The following is an 18,802-nucleotide window of genomic DNA, read 5'->3' as shown; positions in this document are numbered from 1 at the left end:
GCTTGACTGTTTGTTTGTACGACGGCAGGCTGGGCGTCGTGACCTCCCCCCTGCCGGCAGCCGCGCCTCGCGTGCCGCAGGCCGACCGGACCCGGGCGATGCGGGCGCGCCTCCTGGAGGCGACGGTCGAGCTCCTGGTGGAGCGCGGCTTCGCGGGGACCTCGACGACCCTCGTCTCCGAGCGCGCGGGCGTCAGCCGCGGCGCGCAGCTGCACCACTTCCCGACCAAGAACGACCTCGTCGTGGCTGCCGTCGAGCACCTCACCGAACGGCGCGGGGCCGAGCTCTCGGCCGCCTTCGCCGCGTTGAGTGCTGAGCCGGTCGCCTCCGCCGCGGGGCGGCGCACTCGACTTCGCACGGTGGTCGAGATGCTCGGCGACCACTTCGCCTCGCCGGTCTTCGCCGCTGCGCTGGAGCTGTGGGTGGCCGCCCGCACCGACGAGGCCCTCCTCGCGGCGGTCGGTCCGCTGGAGCAGCGGGTCGGTCGCGAGGCGCACCGGCTGACCGTGACCGCGCTCGGCGTCGACGAGTCGCGGCCGGGCGTGCGCGAGCTGGTGCAGGCCACCCTCGACCTCGTGCGCGGCCTGGGCCTGGCCTCCACGTTCACCGACGACTCGGCGCGCCGTCGCCGGATCCTGCGGGAGTGGGCCGACGTGCTGGACCGGGAGCTGGACCGACAGGAGCAGGGGACGACATGACCGACGTGCTGACGCAGGTGCTCGCCGATCTCGAGGCGGAGGGCGACCGGCTCGAGCAGCTGGTGGCCGGGCTCGACGAGGACGGCTGGCACGCGGCGACCCCCGCCCCCGGCTGGGACGTCGCGACCCAGGTCGCCCACCTCGCGTGGACCGACGAGGTCGCGGTCAAGGCGGCGACCGACAAGGAGGCCTGGGGCGCGGTCGTCCTCGGGGCCATCGCCGACCCGGACGGCTACGTCGACGCGCAGGCGCAGGCCATCGCCAAGGAGCCGGACCTCCTCGGGCGCTGGCGCCGGGCCCGGGCCGACCTGCGAGCGACGCTGGTCGCGATGCCGCAGGGGGAGAAGATGCCGTGGTTCGGCCCGCCGATGTCGGCCACGTCGATGGCGACCGCTCGGCTCATGGAGACCTGGGCGCACGGCCTCGACGTCCACGAGGGCCTCGGCGCCCCGGTGGAGGACACCGACCGGATCCGCCACGTCGCCCACCTCGGCGTACGCACCCGCAACTTCGCTCATCACCTGCACGGCCTCGACGCACCGGCCGAGGAGTTCCGCATCGATCTCGTCGCGCCGTCGGGTGACGTGTGGTCGTGGGGGCCGGACGACGCGGCGCAGACGCTCACCGGCAGCGCCGGCCACTTCTGCCGGCTGGTCACCCAGCGGGTCCACCGCGCCGACACCGACCTCGTCGCGACCGGCGCCGACGTCGACCGGTGGCTCGACATCGCCCAGGCCTTCGCCGGCCAGCCGGGCGAGGGGCGGGCTGCGAGATGAGCGGCGTGGTGCGGATCGGCAACTGCTCGGGCTTCTACGGCGACCGGCTCAGCGCCATGCGCGAGATGCTGGAGGGAGGCGAGCTCGACGTCCTCACCGGCGACTACCTCGCCGAGCTGACCATGCTCATCCTCGGCAGGGACCAGCTCAAGGAACCCTCGCTGGGCTATGCGCGGACGTTCGTCCGGCAGCTCGAGGACTGCCTCGGCCTGGCCCTCGAGCGCGGCGTGAGGATCGTCGCCAACGCCGGTGGGCTCAACCCGGCGGGACTGGCCGACAAGGTCCGCGAGGTCGCTCGAGGACTGGGTCTCGACCCGCAGGTCGCGCACGTGGAGGGCGACGACGTGCGCGCGCTCGGCTTCTCTGGCGCCCTCACCGCCAACGCCTACCTCGGCGGGTTCGGCATCGCGGCCGCCCTCACCGCGGGCGCCGACGTGGTCGTCACCGGCCGGGTCACCGACGCCTCCCTCGTCGTCGGGCCCGCAGTCGCGCACCACGGCTGGAGCACGACGTCGTACGACGAGCTGGCGGGCGCGGTCGTCGCGGGCCACGTCGTCGAGTGCGGCACCCAGGCGACGGGCGGCAACTTCAGCGGCTTCCTCGACCTGCCCCACCGTGACCGGCCGCTGGGCTTCCCGGTCGCCGAGGTCGCCGCCGACGGGTCGAGCGTCATCACCAAGCACGCCGGCACCGGCGGCGCGGTCACCGTCGACACCGTCACCGCCCAGCTCGTCTACGAGATCCAGTCCACCCGATACCTCGGGCCCGACGTCACCGTCCACCTCGACTCGGTGCGCCTCGAGCAGGAGGGCGACGACCGGGTCGCGATCCGCGGCGTCGTCGGCGAGGCGCCGCCCGAGCGGCTCAAGGTCTGCGTCAACGAGCTCGGCGGCTGGCGCAACCAGGTCGAGCTCGTCCTGACCGGCCTGGACGTCGAGGCCAAGGCGGGCTGGGTGCGCGAGCAGCTCTCGGCGCGCCTGACGGCGGCCGAGGTCACCTGGTCGGCCGTCGACCTGCCGACCCCCGACGCGGACTCCGAGGAGGCCGCGTCCACCCTGCTGCGCTGCACCGTCAAGGACCCTTCGCCCGACCCGGTCGGCCGCGCCTTCACCGCCGCCGCCGTGGAGCTCGCGCTGGGGTCCTACCCCGGCTTCACGATGACGTCGGCGCCCGCGCCGGCCACGCCGTTCGGTGTCTACCGCGCGGAGTACGTCGACCGCGCCGACGTCGTGCACACCGTCGTCCACGCCGACGGCCGCCGGGAGGTCGTCGCCGACCCGACGACGTACACCCCCGCGACCGAGGCCCCCGGCCGCCGCCCGTCGCCGTACCCGGCCGAGCACGACACGCTGACGCGCCGGATTCCGCTGGGCACGTTCGTCCACGCGCGCTCGGGTGACAAGGGCGGCGACGCCAACATCGGCCTCTGGGTCGCGCACGACGGCGTCGACCCGGCGACGTACGACGCCCGCGTGCAGTGGCTGTTCAAGCTGATGTCGCCGCGCGGCATCCCCACCCTCCTGCCGGAGGCGGCCGACCTCGACGTCGACGTCTGGCTGCTGCCGAACCTCGGCGCCGTCAACCTCGTCGTGCACGGCCTCCTCGGCCAGGGAGTGGCCGCGTCCACCCGGTTCGACCCGCAGGCGAAGGCGCTCGGTGAGTGGATGCGCTCGCGGCTGGTCTCGATCGAGGAGAGCCTGACATGACCGCCGAGCACGACGCGCTGCGCGCCACCGGTGCCGAGTTCGTGCGCCGCGAGGTGGTGCCGCACCTGCAGGAGTGGGAGGACGCCGGTGAGATCCCACGCGCGCTCCACCGGACCGCCGGCGGGCTGGGCCTGATCGGTGTCTCCTTCCCCGAGGAGGTCGGCGGCGGTGGCGGCGACCTGGTCGACACCGTCGTGCTGCAGGAGGCGATGTTCGAGGCGGGCGCGTCGAGCGGGCTGATGGCCGGCCTGTTCACCGCCGGCATCGCGCTGCCCCACATCTCGGCGAGCCGTGATCCCGACCTCGTCGACCGGTTCGTCCGGCCCACGCTGGCCGGCGAGACCATCGGCTCGCTCGCGATCACCGAGCCCGGCGGCGGGTCCGACGTCGCGCGGATCACCACCCGCGCCGAGCGCGACGGCGACCACTACGTCGTCAACGGGTCGAAGACCTTCATCACCTCCGGGGTCCGCGCGGACTTCGTCACCACGGCCGTCCGCACCGGCGGGCCGGGCCACGGCGGCATCTCGTTGCTGGTCATCGAGAAGGGCACGCCCGGCTTCACCGTCAGCCGGTCGCTCCAGAAGATGGGCTGGCACTGCTCCGACACCGCCGCGCTGTCGTTCGTCGACTGCCGCGTGCCGGCGCGCAACCTCGTCGGCGAGGAGGGTTCGGGCTTCGGTCAGATCGCCGAGCAGTTCGTCGTCGAGCGGATCGCGCTCGCCGTCCACGGCTACGGCATCGCGGCCCGCTCGCTCGACCTCGCGGCGGCCCATGCCCGCGAGCGCCAGACCTTCGGCCGACCGCTGATCGACAACCAGTCGGTCCAGCACACGCTCGTCGAGATGCGCCGTCAGGTCGAGGTCGCGCGCACCTACACGCGGTCGGTCGCCGCCCGGCACGTCGCGGGCGAGTTCGTCGTCGCCGAGGCCTGCCTGGCCAAGCAGACCGCTGTCGACTGCGCGGCGTACGTCTGCGACCGGGCCGTGCAGCTCTTCGGCGGCACCGGCTACATGCACGGGACCGAGGTGGAGCGGCACTACCGCGACGCCCGGCTCCTGCCGATCGGGGGCGGCGCCGACGAGGTGCTGCGTGACCTGACGGCGAAGCTCATGGGTTACGCCTCGTGACCACGACAGAGAAGGAATCTCGATGATCAAGCTGCCGTCCCTGGGGGACGAGGTCTCGGTCTGGATGGACGCCCCGCCGGCCGAGGTCTGGGACCTCGTCAGCGACGTCACCCGGATCGGGGAGTTCAGCCCCGAGACGTTCGAGGCGAAGTGGACCCGCGGCTCGACCGGGCCCGAGGTGGGCGCCTACTTCGCCGGCCACGTGAAGCGCAACGGCGTCGGACCGACGTACTGGTCACCATGCCGGGTCACTGCCTGCGAGCCGGAGCAGGTCTTCGAGTTCTCCGTCGGCACCGACGCGATCACGGTCAACAACTGGGGCTACCGGCTCGAGCCGCAGGACGGCGGGACGCTCGTGACGGAGTACTTCCGCATGGACCCCAACCTGCCGACCCGCCTCTACTGGCTGGTGCTCGGCCCGCTCCGGAGGCGCACCAACCGTCGCGGGATGCGTACGACTCTCGAGCGGATGAAGGCGGTCGTGGAGTCATGAGCAACAGGACCGCGATGCTCGAGAAGCTCGCCGACCTCGACGCACAGCACGCGGTCGCGGTGGCCGGCGGCGGCGAGAAGTACGTCGACCGCCACCACGCCCGCGGCAAGCTGACCGCGCGCGAGCGGATCGAGCTGCTCCTCGACCCGGGGTCGGCCTTCCTCGAGCTGTCGCCACTGGCGGGCTGGGGCTCGGACTTCACGGTCGGCGCGTCCGTCGTCACCGGCATCGGCGTCGTCGAGGGGGTGGAGTGCCTGATCAGCGCCAACGACCCGACCGTCAAGGGCGGCGCCTCCAACCCCTGGACGGTGAAGAAGATCTTCCGCGCCTCGCAGGTCGCCGAGGAGAACAACCTGCCGACGATCTCGCTCGTCGAGTCGGGTGGCGCGGACCTGCCGACGCAGAAGGAGATCTTCATCCCCGGCGGCAAGCTCTTCCGCGACCTGACGCGGGCGTCCGCACGACGCCAGCCCACCATCGCTCTGGTCTTCGGCAACTCGACCGCCGGCGGGGCGTACGTCCCGGGCATGAGTGACTACACCGTCTTCGTCCGCGGCGGCGCGAAGGTCTTCCTCGGCGGTCCGCCGCTGGTGAAGATGGCGACCGGCGAGGAGTCCGACGACGAGTCGCTCGGCGGCGCCGAGATGCACGCCCGCGTCTCCGGCCTCGCCGACTACCTCGCCGAGGACGAGCACGACGCGATCCGGATCGGGCGTCGGATCGTGGCCCGGCTGAACCGGCACAAGCCCGAGCCCGCCCGCAGACTCCCCGCTCGTGCGGGGACTCCGCCACTTCGAGGGGGTTGCAACGGCCTCCAAGTGTCGGACTTCCCCACCAGGTCCGCCTTCGCCGAGCCCGACGCCGATCCCGACGGCCTGCTCGACCTGGTCCCCACCGACCTGAAGGAGCCGTTCGACCCGCGCGACGTGATCGTCCGGATCGTCGACGGGACCAGCGAGCACAACGGCCGGCCGTTCGACGAGTTCAAGCCGCTCTACGGCACGTCGCTGGTCACCGGCTGGGCGCAGCTGCACGGACGCCCGATCGGCATCCTCGCCAACGCCCAGGGCGTGCTGTTCTCCGAGGAGGCGCAGAAGGCGACCCAGTTCATCCAGCTCGCCAACCAGGCCGACACCCCGCTGCTCTTCCTGCACAACACCACCGGCTACATGGTCGGCAAGGACTACGAGCAGGGCGGCATCATCAAGCACGGCGCGATGATGATCAACGCGGTCTCCAACAGCACCGTCCCGCACCTCAGCGTGATCATGGGCGCGTCCTACGGGGCCGGCAACTACGGCATGAACGGCCGCGCCTTCGACCCGCGCTTCCTCTTCACCTGGCCGAGCGCGAAGTCCGCGGTGATGGGCCCGGCCCAGCTCGCCGGCGTGCTCTCGATCGTCGCCCGCGCGGCCGCCGAGGCCAAGGGACAGGCGTACGACGACGAGGGCGACGCCGGCATGCGCGCGATGGTCGAGCAGATGGTCGAGGAGCAGTCGCTGCCCTACGCGCTGTCCGGGATGCTCTACGACGACGGCGTCATCGACCCGCGCGACACCCGCACCGTGCTCGCCATCTGCCTCAGCGTCATCGAGAACGCACCGTTCAAGGGTGCCGAGGGATTCGGGGTGTTCAGGCCATGATCAAGCGAGCAGCGGCGTGCGAGGAACGAGCCCGTCGCGTCGGCGAGACGAGGTTGAGCAAGTCCCGCGACCGAGGCACGAGGTCGCGACGGACGCGTCGAAACCCGGGAGGCCAGCAATGATCCGAAGGTTGTTGGTCGCCAACCGCGGCGAGATCGCCCGCCGCGTCTTCGCCACCTGCCGCCGGCTCGGCATCGAGACCGTGGCGGTCCACTCCGACGCCGACGCGGGCCTGCCGTTCGTCGCCGAGGCCGACCGCGCCATCCGCCTCCCCGGCAACGCGCCGTCGGAGACCTACCTCCGCATCGACCTCGTCGTCGAGGCGGCGCTGCGGTCCGGTGCCGACGCGATCCATCCCGGCTACGGCTTCCTCTCCGAGAACGCCGCCTTCGCCCGCGCCGTCACCGACGCCGGCCTCACGTGGGTCGGACCCCCGCCCGAGGCCATCGAGGCGATGGGCGACAAGGTCCGCGCCAAGGAGATCGCCGCCGCGGCCGGCGTACCGGTCCTGTCTGCCCCGGACGCCCCGACCGAGGCCGACCTCCCGCTGCTGGTGAAGGCCTCGGCCGGTGGCGGCGGGCGCGGCATGCGCGTCGTACGCACCCTCGACCGGCTCGACGCCGAGATCGAGGCCGCACGGGCGGAGGCGGAGTCGGCGTTCGGCGACGGCACGGTCTTCGTCGAGCCCTACGTCGAGGCCGGGCGCCACGTCGAGGTGCAGGTCCTGGCGGACGCCTCGGGCGCCCGGGCGCTCGGCACCCGCGACTGCTCGGTGCAGCGTCGTCACCAGAAGGTCGTCGAGGAGGCACCGGCCCCCGGCCTGCCCGCCGCGACGGAGCAGGCCATGTGTGCGGCCGCGGAGAGCCTGGCCGAGGGCATCGGGTACCGCGGCGCGGGCACGGTCGAGTTCCTCCACGACCCCGCCACCGACCGCTTCTTCTTCCTCGAGATGAACACCCGGCTCCAGGTGGAGCACCCGGTCACCGAGCTGGTGACCGGCACCGACCTCGTCGCGGCGCAGATCGCGGTGGCCGAAGACCGGGGGCTCGGATCGGGGTATCTAGGGACGAATTGGACGGCAGACGGCGCCGATGCCCACCAGAACGTCCCTAGATATGCGGGGGAGGGTGGGCACGCGATCGAGGTCCGGCTCTACGCCGAGGACGCGACGTACGTCCCCCAGAGCGGGCGGCTGGTCACCTTCGACCTGCCCGCCGACGGTGCCTTCGACCTGCTCGCGTCCTCGGGCATCCGCGTGGACAGCGGCTTCGGGTCGGGAGACGAGGTGTCGACGTTCTACGACGCGATGCTGGCCAAGGTGATGGCGTGGGCGCCCACCCGCGAGCAGGCGATCCGGATGCTCGTCGCGGCCCTGCGACGGGCGCGGATCCACGGCGTGACGACCAACCGCGACCAGCTCGTCGGCATCCTCACCGACCCGGTCTTCGCGGCCGGCGAGATGACCACGACGTGGCTGGAGTCGCGTCCGATTCCCGCTGAGTCTCCCAGCGACTCAACGTCCAGTGACCGCCCGGCGCTCGTGGCCGGTGCGCTGATGCTGGCCGCCGACGACGCCGCCCGGCGTACGGTCCAGCATGGCGTCCCGGCCGCCTGGCGCAACGTCGTCAGCCAGCCCCAGCGGACCACGTTCGAGGGGCACGAACCGGTCGAGTGGTGGGGCACGCGCGACGGCTTCGTCGTCGACGGCGTCACTGTGCTGGAGGTGTCCCCGACGTACGCCCGGCTGGAGGTCGACGGCGTCACCGGGCGGTGGGACGGACTCATCGTCGCGGATCGCCGGACCGGCATGCGTGAGGTCCACGTGGACGGCAGCGTTCGGTCCGTACGACTGCGCGAGGTGCCGCGCTTCACCGACCCCGCCCACGCGGTGGCGAGCGGCTCCCTGCTCGCGCCGATGCCCGGCACGGTCGTGGCGGTCAAGGTCGAGACCGGCGCCGAGGTGGCCGCGGGGGACGTCGTCCTCGTGCTCGAGGCCATGAAGATGCAGCACACCGTGACGGCGCCGCACGACGGCACCGTCACCGAGATCAACGTCGAGCCCGGGTCGCAGGTCGCGTCCGGGGAGGTCCTGGCCGTCGTCGCCGGAGCAACCGAGGAGAGCGCATGAGCAACTTCACCGAGTCCGAGGAGCGGATCGAGCTCCGCCGCCAGGTGGCCAAGCTGGCGAGTGGATACGGCCGTGACTGGTTCGTCGAGCGCGCGCGCTCCGGCGAGAAGACCACCGAGCTCTGGCTCGAGATCGCCAAGGCGGGCTACCTCGGCATCAACATCCCCGAGGAGTACGGCGGCGGGGGCGGCGGCATCGGCGACGTGGCTGCCGTCTGCGAGGAGCTCGCCGCGCAGGGGTGTCCGCTGCTGATGATGGTCGTCAGCCCGGCGATCTGCGGGACCGTCATCGCGCGTTACGGGACCGAGGAGCAGAAGCAGCAGTGGCTGCCCGGCATCTGCGACGGCACCGCGACGATGGCCTTCGCGATCACCGAGCCCGACGCCGGCACCAACTCGCACAACATCACCACCACCGCCCGCCGCGACGGGGACGAGTGGGTGCTCAAGGGCCAGAAGGTCTACATCTCGGGCGTCGACGAGGCTGCGAACGTGCTCGTGGTGGCGCGGGCGGAGGATGCTGAGACCGGCAAGCTCAAGCCCTGCCTCTTCGTCGTACCGACCGACGCGGCCGGCTTCGAGTTCACCGCGATCCCGATGGAGATCGTCAGCCCGGAGAAGCAGTTCCAGGTCTTCATCGACGACGTCCGACTGCCGCGCGAGGCGCTGGTCGGCGACGAGGACGGCGGCCTGGTGCAGCTGTTCGCGGGCCTCAACCCCGAGCGGATCATGGCGGCCTCCTTCTCGACCGGCCTCGCCCGCCACGCCCTCGCCAGGGCGTCGGCGTACGCGAAGGAGCGGACGGTGTTCAAGGCGCCGATCGGCTCCCACCAGGCCATCGCCCACCCGCTCGCGACGGCCCACATCGAGAACGAGCTCGCCCGGCTGATGACGCAGAAGGCGTCCGCGCTGGTCGACGCCGGCGACGACATGGCGGCCGGCGAGGCGGCCAACATGGCCAAGTACGCCGCCGCCGAGGCCGCCGTCCACGCCGTCGACGCCGCCGTGCAGACCCACGGCGGCAACGGCATCACGCAGGAGTACGGCATGGCCGGGCTGCTCGTCGCCGCGCGCGCCGGCCGGATCGCGCCGGTCAGCCGGGAGATGATCCTCAACTTCGTCGCGATGCACAGCCTGGGGCTGCCGAAGTCCTACTGACGGGATATCTGAGGACGTGGTGGACGTCTTGGACCCCCGATTCCGTTCATCACGTCCTCAGATATGGGCTGCGGGCGCCGTCAGGCGAGCGGCGGGATGTTGGCGTTGCCGCGGAACACGTTGTCCGGGTCCCACGCGGTCTTGAGCGTCCGCAGCCGCTCCCACTGGACGGGGCTGTAGGCCTCCTGCACGCGGGTCTGGGCGTCGTCACTGGTGAAGTTCACGTAGACGCCGCGGCTGTGCGGGGCGAGCGCGTCGAAGAAGCCGCGGACCCAGGCACGGTGCCGGTCGGCGTCGCCGGCCTGCTCGGGCAGCCAGGACGCCACGATGTTGATGTCGTGGCTGGCGTCGCGGTGCGGGAAGGCGGTGACGTCCTCGGGCACCCGGCTCATCGCGCCACCGAAGCTGAAGATGGGCACCGTCGACAGCGGGCTGCTGATGGTCGCCAGGTGCTCGCAGATCGTGTCGATGACCTCCCCGGTCAGCGGCCCGAGACGGTGCGACTTCCAGTAGTAGTGCCGCCCGTGCGGCACCGCCGGGTCGAGGAACTTCTGGTGCGCGACGTACGGCTTGGGTGCGACGGTGTCGAGCACCGGGTGGCCGAGCGCCCGGACCGGCGCCAGCACCCGCTCGCCCTCCTCGACCGGACCGGCGTACGTCGCCACCAGGCCGATGATCGGCTTGCCGTGCAGGCTCTCGGGGAACAGCGGCAGCGCCGGCGCGAGGCGGAGGTTCGCCATCAGGCCCACCTCGTCAGGGGCGTCGGCCATGAAGTCGCGCAGGAAGGCGAGCACCGTCGGCGCCTCGTCCGCCGGCCACGCGGCCAGGCCCGCGAGGACGGTCGGGCCCAACGGCTGGAGCTCGAACGTGAAGTCGGTGACGACCCCGAAGTTGCCGCCCCCGCCGCGCAGGCCCCAGAACAGGTCGGGGTTCTCGGCCTCGGAGGCGCGCACGATGGAGCCGTCGGCGGTGACCACCTGGCAGGACCGGAGCGCGTCGATCGCCAGCCCCGTCTTGCGCATCAGGTGGCCGATCCCGCCGCCCAGCGTCAGCCCGGCGATGCCGGTGTGGCTGATGTAGCCGCTGGTCATCGCGAGCCCGAAGGCCTGGCTCTCCCGGTCGACGTGGGCGTTGAGCGCCCCGCCCTGTGCCGAGACGGTGCGGGTCGTCGGGTCGACCACGGTGCCGCGCATCCCCGACAGGTCGAGCACGACGCCGTCGTCGACGAGCGAGTGCCCGGCGATGCCGTGGCCGCCGCCGCGCACCGAGACCGGGAGGCCGTGGTCGCGGGCCCAGCGGAGTGCCGCGGCCACGTCGCTGGCGCCCTGGCACCGGGCGAGGAGGGCCGGGCGGCGGTCGATCTCCCCGTTCCAGATGCGGCGCTGGTCGTCGTACGCCGGGTGGGCCGGGGTGATCAGGTCGCCGGCGAAGTCGCCGGCGAGGGCCTCGGTGGTGGGCATGTCGAGCACGGTCATGGTTGGGCTCCCTCGTCGGTGGTGGTACCTGTCCACAGTGCGACCGCCGGCGCCCGGCCGGCGAGTATCGATCCTGTACTGGTACAGAACCCATAGCGGTCCTACCGTGGAGGATGGCTTCCACCTACGGTCAGTTCTGCCCCGTCGCGATGGCCTCGGAGGTGCTCACCGAGAGGTGGACGCCGTTGGTGGTGCGCGAGCTGCTGTGCGGCAGCACCCGCTTCAACGACCTTCGCCGCGGGGTGCCGCTCATGTCGCCCGCGCTGCTGTCCAAGCGCCTCAAGACGCTCGAGCGCGTCGGCGTCGTCGATCACGTCGGCGGGGAGTACCACCTGACCGCGGCCGGCAAGGAGCTGTGGCCGGTGATCGAGTCGATGGGCGTCTGGGGGCAGCGCTGGGCGCGGGGCGACGTGATCGCCAAGCACTACGACGCCTCGCTGCTCATGTGGGACATCCACCGCAACGTCGACCTCTCGGCGCTGCCCGAGCAACGGGTGGTCGTGCACTTCCACCTGCAGGGGTCGAGCGACCGCAAGAGCCACTTCTGGCTGGTGCTGGAGTCGCCGACGGTGGACCTCTGCCTGACCGACCCGGGGCACGACGTCGACGTGCAGGTGGCCGGCCACGTCGAGACGATGATCGACTACTGGATGGGACGACGCGACCTGATGGGCGCGGTGAAGGCGGGCGACCTCGCCGTCGCCGGCCCGCGTCCCCTGGTGCGCGCGTTGCCGACGTGGTTCACCCGCAGCCCCTTCGCCCCGGTGCCGCTGCCCGAGGACGCGGCTGCCCCGGCGTCCTGACGCCGGGTTCGCTGAGCACCCTGCAGGCAGTTCGTTCCGCCGGTTGCTGCGCTGAGCGTGCGCGGCGACCGAACCCGAACTGCCTTCATGGTGTCGGTGCGCAGTGGCAGGATCCCGAGCGTGGCCCTCGCCGACCGTCCCCTCGTGCCCGAGGAGTGGGTGCTGCGCATCGACGCGGTGCTCGGCGCGCTCCCGCGGTGCCGGCAGGAGCCGGCCTGGACCGGCACCAGGTGGCGCGTGGGCAGCGCGACCGTGGCTCACGTCTTCGGCGGGGAGGACCAGCTCTTCCGGATCACCTTCCGCGGCGAGCCCGACGAGGTTGCGGCCTTCGAGCACATGGGCGCCCCCTACTTCCGTTCCGGGTGGGGCCGGCAACGCCATCGGCATGATCCTCGACGACGACGCCATCGACTGGGACGAGCTGGCCGAGCTGCTCACCGACTCCTACTGCATCCAGGCCCCCGCGCACCTGGCCGAGCAGGTGGCCCGCCCGGGCACCTGACCAGGTCATCGGTCGGCCTCGTCGTCGGGTCCGGCCCGGCAGGATGGGGCCATGACCGGGACGTCGCGCGGCCGCCTCATCGGGCTGGACGTCGCCCGGTGCCTCGCCCTGCTCGGCATGCTCGCCACCCACGTGCTCGACGAGCGCACGGCCGGCGGCGACCTCACCACCGCCCAGTGGCTGGCCGGCGGGCGGGCGTCGGCGCTCTTCGCAGTCCTGGCCGGCGTGAGCCTCGCGCTGATGACGCGGGAGCCGTTGCGCGGTCGGCCCCTCGCGGCCCGCACCGCCGGCATCGCCGCCCGCGCGCTGCTCATCGGGCTGCTGGGTCTGCTGCTCGGCGGCCTGGACACCGGCATCGCGGTCATCCTCACCTACTACGCCGTCCTGTTCGTGCTGGGCCTGCCGTTCACGTTCCTGGGGGTCCGGGTCCTCCTCCCGCTCACGGTCGCCTGGGTCGCCCTGGCGCCGGTCGTGTCCCACCTGGTCCGGCCGCACCTGCCCCCGCGCGGCTTCGACAGCCCGGCCTTCGCGCAGCTGGCCGACCCGGGGCAGCTGATGAGCGAGCTGCTGCTCACCGGCTACTACCCGATCGTCCCGTGGCTGGCCTACCTGCTCGCCGGCCTCGTGCTCGGTCGCCTCGACCTGCGCGACCCGGCGCTGCTCGGTGGCCTGGCGCTCGGCGGGCTCTCGGTGGCGCTGCTGGCCACCCAGGTGTCGCGCACCTTCGCGGACCCGGCGGTGGCGGCGGAGAACGCGACCGGGATGTACGGCGTGACGCCCCCCGACGGTGACTGGAGCTGGCTGCTGCTCGTCGCGCCGCACTCCGCGACGCCGTTCGACCTCGCCCAGACCATCGGCAGCGCCGTCCTCGTCATCGCGCTCTGCCTGCTCGCCGAGCGGCTGCTGCCCCGTCCGGCGAACGCCGTCCTCGCCGTCCTGTTCGGGGCCGGCGCCGCGACGCTCACGCTCTACTCCCTCCACGTCGTGATGCGCACCGATGCGGTCTGGCCGCCGGAGGAGCCGTCGACGTACGTCCTCCATGTCATCGTGCTCCTGGCTCTCGGCGCGACGCTCCGGCTGCTGCGGCGCCGCGGTCCGCTCGAGACGGTGGCGGGCCTCCCGGTCCGGCTCGCCCGCCGGTCCGTCACGCCTGCCGGGGAGCCTCAGCGCAGCGGCACGAACCGGTAGTGCCCGTGCTCGGTGACGACCGCGCCGGGGTTGCCCACCCGCAGCATGGTCCCGTCCACCGGCACCACCAGGACACCGTCGTCCCCGAGCTGGTCGACCAGCGCCTGCGGCAGCGAGTCGGCCATCGCGGAGACCAGGATCCGGTCGTACGGCGCCCCGGCGGGGTCGCCGAGCACGCCCGGGGAGGCCTGTCGGATCGTCGCCCACGGGCGAGCGGTGCGCGCGAGGTTGGCGGAACCGAACGCCACCAGCTCCGGCTCGAGCTCGACGCCGAGTACCGTGCCGGCGGGGCCGACCAGGTGTGCCAGCAGCGCGGTCGTCCAGCCGGATCCCGACCCGACGTCGAGCACCCGCTGGCCGGGGTGGACGTCGAGCAGCCGCAGCATGTCGTCGACGGTGCGTGGCTGGGAGTTGGTCTGGCCCGCCGCGATCCCCAGCGGGCCGTCGTACGACGCTCGCCGCCGGACCGCGCGCGGGAGGAAGTCTCGGCGTGGGGTGGCGTCGAACGCGGCGCTGACCGGGTCCATGCAGGCCTCCTCAGACCCAGGTGTTGTCGTGCTCGCGCATGAAGCGGTCGTAGGCGTCGCCGTCGAGCCGGCCCATGCCCGCGGCGAGCCCCTCGAAGTAGGCCTCGCGCGGCGCGCCCGGCGCGAAGTGGAGCAGCATCTTGGCCGGGCCGTCGGAGTTGCGGAAGCCGTGGATGCCGCCCGCGGGGACGTGGGCGAAGTCGCCGGCGTGGCACGGCACCCAGTCGGTGCCGTCGTAGATCGTGACCGTGCCCTCGAGGACGTAGAACGACTCGGTGATGGTGCGGTGGAAATGGGCGCCGGGTCCGCTCTCGGGACCCGCGAACTCCCACCGGTAGAGGCCGAACGTGCCCTGGGTGGCGGCGCCCTGCGCGAGGTAGAAGACCTTGTTGCCGTTGGGGTAGACCACGGCCGGCTCGAGGTCGGCCGGCACGACGTGTGCCGACACCTCGCCGGACTCCCCGTGGTAGATCGGTGGTGGATAGCTCATCGGTGACCCTCCCTGCTGAGGAACCTAGCCCCTGCCGGCGACAGCGCAGGTCCGGCGAGGGGTGGGCGAGGGCCGGCCGGGACGCGACAACGGCATGGTCCCGGGGGAGGGCCATGCCGTTGTCTGTGCGTTGGTAGGACGTGGATCTCGCGCTTCTGGGGGGATCCCGTACGTCGGCGGGAGGTCGACGTACGGGGTGCGAGGTCCGGTCCTGCGGAACGCGGCCGCCGCCCGGTCACCCGGGTGTCTGGTGTCCGCCTCCCTTGCCGGGATGTTCCGAGGTCCCGGGGTCGGCGGTGCTGGTGGGAGTGGGTGGGCCGGGGGGAACGGCCGGGCTCGGCGGGTTCGTGCCGTTGCCCTGGTTCGAGCCGTTGCCGTGGTTCGAGCTGTTGCCCGGGTTGCCGTTTCCGGAGCCGTTCTGGTTGCCCTGGTTGCCCTGGTTGCCCTGGTTGCCCTGGTTGCCGTTCGAGGGCTGGTCGGTGGGCCTGCCCGGCGAGGGGGTCGGCTGGTCGGTGGGCTTGCCCGGCGAGGGGGTCGGCTTGTCGGTGGACCTGCCGGTGTCCTTCGGCGGGCCGACGAGGTCCACGCAGTAGGTCGCGACCCGGTCGGCGCCGCCGGCCTCCGCCGCGAGCGCGAGGAAGGCAGCGCTGCCGAGGGAGCTGCCGGCGTCGGAGCGGTCGGTGGCCTGGAACGCCCGGCAGAGGCCCTCGAGGTCGGGGCGTGTCGTCTGGGTCTGGGTGGGGGTCCCGGCAGGGGTGTCGGAGGACGAGGGCGTGACGGACGGGCTGGTCGGGCTGGTCGAGCCGGACGGGCTGGTCGAGCCGGAGGGATCGGACGAACCGGTGCCGGCGGCGGACCCCGACGGCCCGCCAGTGGTCGCGTCGCCGCCCGAGGTGGCCGATCCGGCAGCGCCCCGCGGTGCCTCGGCGACGGACTCGGTCGCCCGGTCGGCCGCCTGGCCGGGGAGGGTGGGCAGGTCCGGCAGACCGGGGATGCCGGGCAGGCCGGTGGAGCTCGCGAGCGCGAAGCCGCCTGACGTCAGCGCGACGACCGCACCGGTCGCGATGACGGCCCGGGTGGCCGCCCGGCCGCCGAGTCGCGCAGGCGAGACGTAGCCGGTGCGGGAGGACGGGGGCGGTGAGAGGCGTGAGGCCTGGAAGGCGGCGACCGCCGCGTCCTCCCCGCGGAGCTCCTCGGGGCGTGCCGGTGCGCTGGCGGCGGTGAGGGCCCAGCCGAGGACGTCGTCGTGCTCCGCCGGAGCGTCGAGCAGGCGCTCGGCATCGCGGCGGGAGAAGCGGGGGTCCGGGGTGCTCATCTCACTCCCTTCAGCGTCACGGCATCCACAGGTGTTACGGCTCCTCGGAGATTCGCTTGGCCAGCTGCTTGAGGCCGCGGTGGGCCGCGGCCCGCACGGCGCCCGGGCGCTTGCCGAGGATGCGGGCGGCGGTCGGGGCGTCGAAGCCGAGCACCGTGCGCAGCATGATGGCCTCGGCCTGGTCGCGGGGCAGGGAGCCGATCAGCCGGACGATCGCCTCGGAGTTGATCCGACCGATGGCGTCGGCCTCGAGGTCGATGTCGTCGGGGAGGTCCACGAGCTGGTCGACCGGCTCCTCGGCGACCGGACGGCGCCGGGCGTGGCGGATGTGGTCGAGGGCCCGGTTGCGGCCGATGGTGGTGATCCAGCCGCGGAAGCCGTCAGCGTCGCCGCTGAACCGGTCGAGGTCGCGGAATGCCTGCGCCCACGCCTCGCTGGCGACGTCCTCGGCCTCGGCGGGACCGACGAGGACGGTGAGGTAGCGCAGGAGGGGTGGCTGGACGTGGCGGTAGACGACGCGGAACGCCGCCTCGTCTCCCGCCTGCATCGCCTCGACGGCGCAGTCGAGCCCCTCCTGCTCACCCACAGGGCGCATTGTCACCCGAGGGCGCCCGGCGGACGTGCAGAACCCCCCAGCCGGGTGCTCCGGGATCGTGCCGGCGCCGTCAGCCGCGAGGCGGACGCGGGACGAACAGCGGCACGCGGGCGGCGTACGCGTCCCATCCCTCGCGCTGCGACATCGTCCGCTCGAGGAGCTTGGCCCCGGTGACGTTGCGCACGAAGTAGGTCATCGCGGCGGGTGCCCACACGGTGAGGAGACCCGGCAGCCAGCCCAGGGCCAGCGCCCCGGCGATCCAGAGGCCCCACCACACGCAGGCGTCGCCGAAGTAGTTCGGGTGCCGGGTCCAGCCCCACAGGCCGGTGTCGAGGATCTTCGGCCGCGACTCCCGCGGCTTCGCCTTGTAGGCCTCGAGCTGGGCGTCGCCGACGACCTCGAAGAACACGCCCACCGCCCAGACCACGACGCCGACCCACACGAGGGGCCACCAGCGGACGTCGTACGCCGCCGCGACCTGGAGCGGGGCGGAGATGAGGAACGCGACGACGGCCTGGGTCAGGAACACCTTCGTGAGCACACGACCCGCGCCTGCGGACCAGCCGGGGCCACCGAGCATCTTCTCGTAGCGGGGGTCCTCGCCGTGGCCACGCGAGCGGCGACCGATGTGCCACGCCAGGCGGCCGCCCCACCCGACGACCAGCGCGGCGAGGAGCCACGAGTGGGCGTCGGGCCACAGCACGGCCAGGGCCAGGGCGATCGCGACGAAGGCCAGTCCCCACGCCACGTCGACCACCGCGACCCGGTCGACCCGGCGGCTCACCGCCGCCGTCGCCCCCATGACGACGGCGGCGGCGAGCAGCGCGACCAGCGCGGCACTCACCACGTACGCACCGCCGGCAGGGTGTGGGCCGCACCGGGACGGACGGACAGGATCTGGTCGACGCCCATCCGCCCGTCGCGGAAGGCGAGCGCGCCGCCGACGAGGTAGAGCCGCCAGACGCGGACGACCTCCTCGCCCACGAGCTCGGTCAGCCGCGGCAGGTTGGCCTCGAAGTTGTCGATCCAGCCGTTGACCGTGTGGACGTAGTGCTCGCGCATCGCGTGCACGTCACGCACCTCGAGCCCGCCGGACTCGATGAGGTCGACGGTCTCGCCGACCGGCCGCATCGTCATGTCGGGCGCGATGAACGACTCGATGAAGGGCCCACCCCCGGGGTGCTTGCCACCGCCGGCGCCCTGGCGCGACATCTGCTGGACCAGCACCCGCCCGCCCGGCTTCACCGCGCGGCGCAGCACCTCGACGTAGGTCGGGTAGTTGGTCGCGCCGACGTGCTCGCCCATCTCGAGCGAGCCGACGGCGTCGAAGTGGTCGCGCTCGGCCCAGTCGTCGGTGATCAGGTCGCGGTAGTCCTGGAGCCGGATCTCGACACGGTCGCCCAGCCCGCGCTCGGCGATCCGGGCGTCGATGAACTTCTTCTGCTCGGCCGCGATCGTCACGCCGGTGACCTGCGCTCCGAAGTGCTCGGCGGCGTGCAGCGACAGCGACCCCCACCCGCACCCGACGTCGAGCATCCGCATGCCTCGTTCCAGCCCGAGCTTGGTGCAGACCAGGTCGAGCTTGGCGCGCTGCGCCTCCTCGAGCGGGGTGTCGGGCGTCGCGTGGTAGCCGCAGCTGTAGGCCATCTGCGGCTCGAGGATCAACGAGTAGAACTCGTTGGAGAGGTCGTAGTGGTGGCTGATCGACGACCGGTCCCGGGCCAGGCTGTGGAGGCGACCCCTGATCCGGGCCTGCGACGCGGGCGCGGCCGGGGGCCTGCCGAGTGCGCCGAGGCCGGCGGCGGTGCGGACCGCGTCGACCATGGCGCGCGGGGAGAGGCGTACGCCGGACAGCCCGCGTTCGGCGCCCACCGCGAAGGCGTGGGTGAGGGCGGAGCCGAGGTCCCAGCCGTCCTGCTCGGGCACGTCGAGCTCACCGGTGACGTAGGCCTGGGCGGCTCCGAGCTCGCCCGGGTGCCACAGCAGTCGCCGCAGCGCGTCGGGGGAGCGGAGCACCACCAGGGGTGCGCCGGCGGGGCCGGCGACGGAGCCGTCCCACGCCTGCAGGCGCACCGGCAGGTCGCCGCCGATGAAGGGCCGTACGGCTGCGGCGAGGCGGTCGGCGACCCCGGCGGAGGTGAGCGTGGCGTCGGCGGGCGGCGCGGTCTGGGTCACG

The 18,802-nt window shown here is 72.9% G+C and carries 17 protein-coding genes; 10 read left to right on the top strand and 7 right to left on the bottom strand.

Features of this window, described 5'->3' with window-relative positions; translation table 11 throughout:
• Positions 1-38: 38 nt before the first annotated feature.
• The 8 genes from ACNKF0_RS21215 to ACNKF0_RS21180 all read left to right on the top strand — a co-directional run bounded on the left by ACNKF0_RS21215 (position 39) and on the right by ACNKF0_RS21180 (position 9,731).
• Positions 39-698 carry a TetR/AcrR family transcriptional regulator gene (locus tag ACNKF0_RS21215; protein WP_416954756.1) on the top strand — a complete coding sequence of 220 codons (660 nt, stop codon included), beginning with the start codon at positions 39-41 and terminating at the stop codon, positions 696-698.
• Positions 695-1,474, top strand: a complete 780-nt coding sequence (locus ACNKF0_RS21210; protein ID WP_416954755.1) for a TIGR03084 family metal-binding protein — start codon at positions 695-697, stop codon at positions 1,472-1,474. The genes ACNKF0_RS21215 and ACNKF0_RS21210 overlap by 4 nt, the downstream gene beginning before the upstream one ends.
• Complete coding sequence (locus ACNKF0_RS21205; RefSeq protein WP_416954754.1) at positions 1,471-3,180, top strand: acyclic terpene utilization AtuA family protein; 1,710 nt, start codon at positions 1,471-1,473, stop codon at positions 3,178-3,180. Before ACNKF0_RS21210 ends, ACNKF0_RS21205 begins: the two co-directional genes overlap by 4 nt.
• Positions 3,177-4,310, top strand: coding sequence for an acyl-CoA dehydrogenase family protein (locus ACNKF0_RS21200; protein ID WP_416954753.1), 1,134 nt, complete (start codon positions 3,177-3,179; stop codon positions 4,308-4,310). Before ACNKF0_RS21205 ends, ACNKF0_RS21200 begins: the two co-directional genes overlap by 4 nt.
• A 22-nt stretch (positions 4,311-4,332) precedes the next feature.
• The gene (locus ACNKF0_RS21195) at positions 4,333-4,803 is read left to right on the top strand and encodes an SRPBCC family protein (RefSeq protein ID WP_416954752.1); all 471 of its coding nucleotides are present in this window, start codon (positions 4,333-4,335) and stop codon (positions 4,801-4,803) included.
• Positions 4,800-6,446, top strand: a complete 1,647-nt coding sequence (locus ACNKF0_RS21190) for an acyl-CoA carboxylase subunit beta (protein ID WP_416954751.1) — start codon at positions 4,800-4,802, stop codon at positions 6,444-6,446. The genes ACNKF0_RS21195 and ACNKF0_RS21190 overlap by 4 nt, the downstream gene beginning before the upstream one ends.
• Before the next feature lie 130 nt (positions 6,447-6,576).
• Positions 6,577-8,574, top strand: coding sequence for a biotin carboxylase N-terminal domain-containing protein (locus ACNKF0_RS21185; RefSeq protein WP_416954750.1), 1,998 nt, complete (start codon positions 6,577-6,579; stop codon positions 8,572-8,574).
• A complete protein-coding gene (locus ACNKF0_RS21180) occupies positions 8,571-9,731 on the top strand; it encodes an acyl-CoA dehydrogenase family protein (RefSeq protein WP_416954749.1) in 1,161 nt (386 codons plus the stop codon). Before ACNKF0_RS21185 ends, ACNKF0_RS21180 begins: the two co-directional genes overlap by 4 nt.
• Positions 9,732-9,811: 80 nt before the next feature.
• On the opposite strand, the gene ACNKF0_RS21175 is transcribed toward ACNKF0_RS21180, so the two are convergent.
• Positions 9,812-11,206, bottom strand: coding sequence for an FAD-binding oxidoreductase (locus ACNKF0_RS21175; RefSeq protein WP_416954748.1), 1,395 nt, complete (start codon positions 11,204-11,206; stop codon positions 9,812-9,814).
• 113 nt (positions 11,207-11,319) lie between these two features.
• Here ACNKF0_RS21175 and ACNKF0_RS21170 point away from each other — a divergent pair, with 113 nt between their 5' ends.
• Both ACNKF0_RS21170 and ACNKF0_RS21165 read left to right on the top strand, forming a co-directional pair.
• On the top strand, positions 11,320-12,009 hold the full coding sequence (locus ACNKF0_RS21170; protein ID WP_416954747.1) for a winged helix-turn-helix transcriptional regulator: 690 nt from the start codon (positions 11,320-11,322) through the stop codon (positions 12,007-12,009).
• Between the two features lie 553 nt (positions 12,010-12,562).
• Positions 12,563-13,699 (top strand): heparan-alpha-glucosaminide N-acetyltransferase domain-containing protein, encoded by a 1,137-nt coding sequence (locus ACNKF0_RS21165; protein ID WP_416954746.1) that lies wholly within the window; start codon positions 12,563-12,565, stop codon positions 13,697-13,699.
• On the opposite strand, the gene ACNKF0_RS21160 is transcribed toward ACNKF0_RS21165, so the two are convergent.
• The 6 genes from ACNKF0_RS21160 to ACNKF0_RS21135 form a co-directional block, all read right to left on the bottom strand.
• Positions 13,675-14,226, bottom strand: a complete 552-nt coding sequence (locus tag ACNKF0_RS21160; protein WP_416954745.1) for a protein-L-isoaspartate O-methyltransferase family protein — start codon at positions 14,224-14,226, stop codon at positions 13,675-13,677. The two genes, ACNKF0_RS21165 and ACNKF0_RS21160, sit on opposite strands and share 25 nt — an antisense overlap.
• A 10-nt stretch (positions 14,227-14,236) precedes the next feature.
• Positions 14,237-14,716, bottom strand: a complete 480-nt coding sequence (locus ACNKF0_RS21155; protein WP_416954744.1) for a cupin domain-containing protein — start codon at positions 14,714-14,716, stop codon at positions 14,237-14,239.
• 235 nt (positions 14,717-14,951) lie between these two features.
• The gene (locus ACNKF0_RS21150) at positions 14,952-16,031 is read right to left on the bottom strand and encodes a hypothetical protein (RefSeq protein ID WP_416954743.1); all 1,080 of its coding nucleotides are present in this window, start codon (positions 16,029-16,031) and stop codon (positions 14,952-14,954) included.
• Between the two features lie 34 nt (positions 16,032-16,065).
• Positions 16,066-16,617, bottom strand: coding sequence for an RNA polymerase sigma factor (locus ACNKF0_RS21145; protein ID WP_416954742.1), 552 nt, complete (start codon positions 16,615-16,617; stop codon positions 16,066-16,068).
• Between the two features lie 79 nt (positions 16,618-16,696).
• Positions 16,697-17,470 (bottom strand): DUF1295 domain-containing protein, encoded by a 774-nt coding sequence (locus tag ACNKF0_RS21140; RefSeq protein WP_416954741.1) that lies wholly within the window; start codon positions 17,468-17,470, stop codon positions 16,697-16,699.
• Entirely contained in the window at positions 17,467-18,801 is a 1,335-nt protein-coding gene (locus ACNKF0_RS21135) for a class I SAM-dependent methyltransferase (protein WP_416954740.1), read from the bottom strand. Before ACNKF0_RS21135 ends, ACNKF0_RS21140 begins: the two co-directional genes overlap by 4 nt.
• Position 18,802: the final 1 nt, after the last annotated feature.

The sequence above is a fragment of the Nocardioides sp. T5 genome (genome assembly GCF_048161455.1).
Classification (GTDB): Bacteria; Actinomycetota; Actinomycetes; order Propionibacteriales; family Nocardioidaceae; genus Nocardioides.
The sequence above is the reverse complement of the archived record's forward strand: the minus strand, read 5'-3'. Positions and strand labels throughout refer to the sequence as shown.